Below are 1,617 nucleotides of genomic sequence, written 5' to 3' on the forward strand. Positions count from 1 at the left end.
CATTCGGCGTTTTTGGTTTAAAGTATAATTGGTTTGGAAAGTGAGTCGTCAGCACGTGTTATGGCGGCGTTATGCCGCAAAATTAAGAAATAATAACTATGAGGAAAATAAAATGAAAGTTGGTTTGAAGTTAAGTGAACAATTTACTGTGTCAAAGCATAATATTGTTCATGTGATAACGTTTGAGAGTGATTTCCATATTGCATTATCAGATAATAGTCTTATGGTTGTTGCTAAGGAAGAGAATGATAATTCAGGTTATTATGATAACGAAGAATTCGTAGGTTATGTGGTTGAAGTTTCAATTAATGAATATCACCGTATTCAACGAGAACTAAGTGAGTATTTTGAAGTTGAAATTAAGGATTTAGAGTGTGAACAACATGAGTTAACATAACTCTCCGGTAGCTGCATAACAAATGCATCAACACGATTTACTACACTCGGCATCTCAGGTTGTCGGGTGTTTCTCGTTTTAAGGCGTCAATATTAAGTATAATTGCATAGTAGTAAACGTGTTATGCAGGCGTTATGCGTTTCGGTAACATTTCATTTTCTATCATTCTTAGCGATATATTTTTTTGAGTAATCCCACAGACTTCAAATTGTGTGCTATGCATTTTATTTCTGCATCAAAGTTTTATTTTTATCACCATGTTATTTTAATTGGATGCATTCATTAAATTTGGAAATGGGAATATGACTTATAAAAAAGTACAGGAATACGTAAAAAGAGAATATAACTTTTCAGTTAAAAGTTGTTGGATAGCTCATATAAAAGAATTGAATGGGATTAAAATGAAACAAGCTCCCAACCGTCTATCATCAACGGAGAGAAAATATCCATGTCCAGAAGAAAAAATATTGGTTGTAAAGAATGCAATGAAAAAATTCGGACTGATATAATCCGTTTAGTCGTAATATTTACCATCGAATAATACGCATAACAATCGCATCAACACGATTTGCTACATTCGGCATTCTAGGTTTCTTTGAGTTTACCGTGTTAAGTGGTAAATTTGAGCTTAATCTGCATGGTAGCAAACGTGTTATGCAGGCGTTATGTGCTAGGAGTAAAAATGGAATTTTCGTATGAAAAAGTGACTCATCAAGATTTAGATGTAATTCTTAAATTGGGTGAAGCTGTTAATGATAAGCATGTTGTACCTCTTCTTAATTTTGAAGGTCAAAAAGCTATCAAAATGGCGTTTAAATCTGATATCGACAGGGTAAAGGATGCCAGTATTTATTCAGCGATTAAAGCCACTATTGATAACGAAATTATCGGTTATATAGCTTGGCGTGATGAAAGTTATATTGGTCATCTTTACGTTAAAACTGAATATCACGGTTTTGGTGTGGCTAAGGGTTTAGTTGAAGAAATGAAGGCGGTAAGTGGTGCAAAATTAATTAGCGTTAAAGCTTCGATTTATGCGCTTGGTTTCTATAAAAAAGTAGGATTTAAGCCTGTATCAGAAGAGTTAAGCTTAAATGGTATTCGTTATGTTCCAATGGTACTTAATGTTCAACAGCGCACATAACAAATGCATCAACACGATTTGCTACACTCGGCGTTGTCAGTTTGTCTTTAGTTTCAGTGATTAAGGCGTTAAAATT

At 33.8% G+C, this 1,617-nt stretch carries 3 protein-coding genes; all 3 read left to right on the top strand.

The annotated features are described in order from the left end of the window. Positions 1–112 precede the first annotated feature (112 nt). The 3 genes from A6E06_RS11305 to A6E06_RS11315 all read left to right on the top strand — a co-directional run bounded on the left by A6E06_RS11305 (position 113) and on the right by A6E06_RS11315 (position 1,541). Positions 113–397: a hypothetical protein gene (locus tag A6E06_RS11305; RefSeq protein WP_065593242.1), complete on the top strand. Its 285-nt coding sequence runs from the start codon at positions 113–115 to the stop codon at positions 395–397. 302 nt (positions 398–699) lie between these two features. Then, positions 700–906: a hypothetical protein gene (locus A6E06_RS11310; protein ID WP_065593241.1), complete on the top strand. Its 207-nt coding sequence runs from the start codon at positions 700–702 to the stop codon at positions 904–906. Positions 907–1,079: 173 nt separating this feature from the next. Beyond that, positions 1,080–1,541: a GNAT family N-acetyltransferase gene (locus A6E06_RS11315; protein WP_065593240.1), complete on the top strand. Its 462-nt coding sequence runs from the start codon at positions 1,080–1,082 to the stop codon at positions 1,539–1,541. Positions 1,542–1,617 lie beyond the last annotated feature (76 nt).

The sequence above is a fragment of the Aliivibrio sp. 1S175 genome (genome assembly GCF_001690985.1).
In the GTDB taxonomy this organism is placed as follows: domain Bacteria; phylum Pseudomonadota; class Gammaproteobacteria; order Enterobacterales; family Vibrionaceae; genus Aliivibrio.

Excerpts from the sequence above, each read along its gene's own strand:
- A6E06_RS11305 (WP_065593242.1), top strand. The coding sequence starts at position 113 with ATGAAAGTTGGTTTGAAGTTAAGTGAACAATTTACTGTGTCAAAGCAT.
- A6E06_RS11310 (WP_065593241.1), top strand. The coding sequence starts at position 700 with ATGACTTATAAAAAAGTACAGGAATACGTAAAAAGAGAATATAACTTT.
- A6E06_RS11315 (WP_065593240.1), top strand. The coding sequence starts at position 1,080 with ATGGAATTTTCGTATGAAAAAGTGACTCATCAAGATTTAGATGTAATT.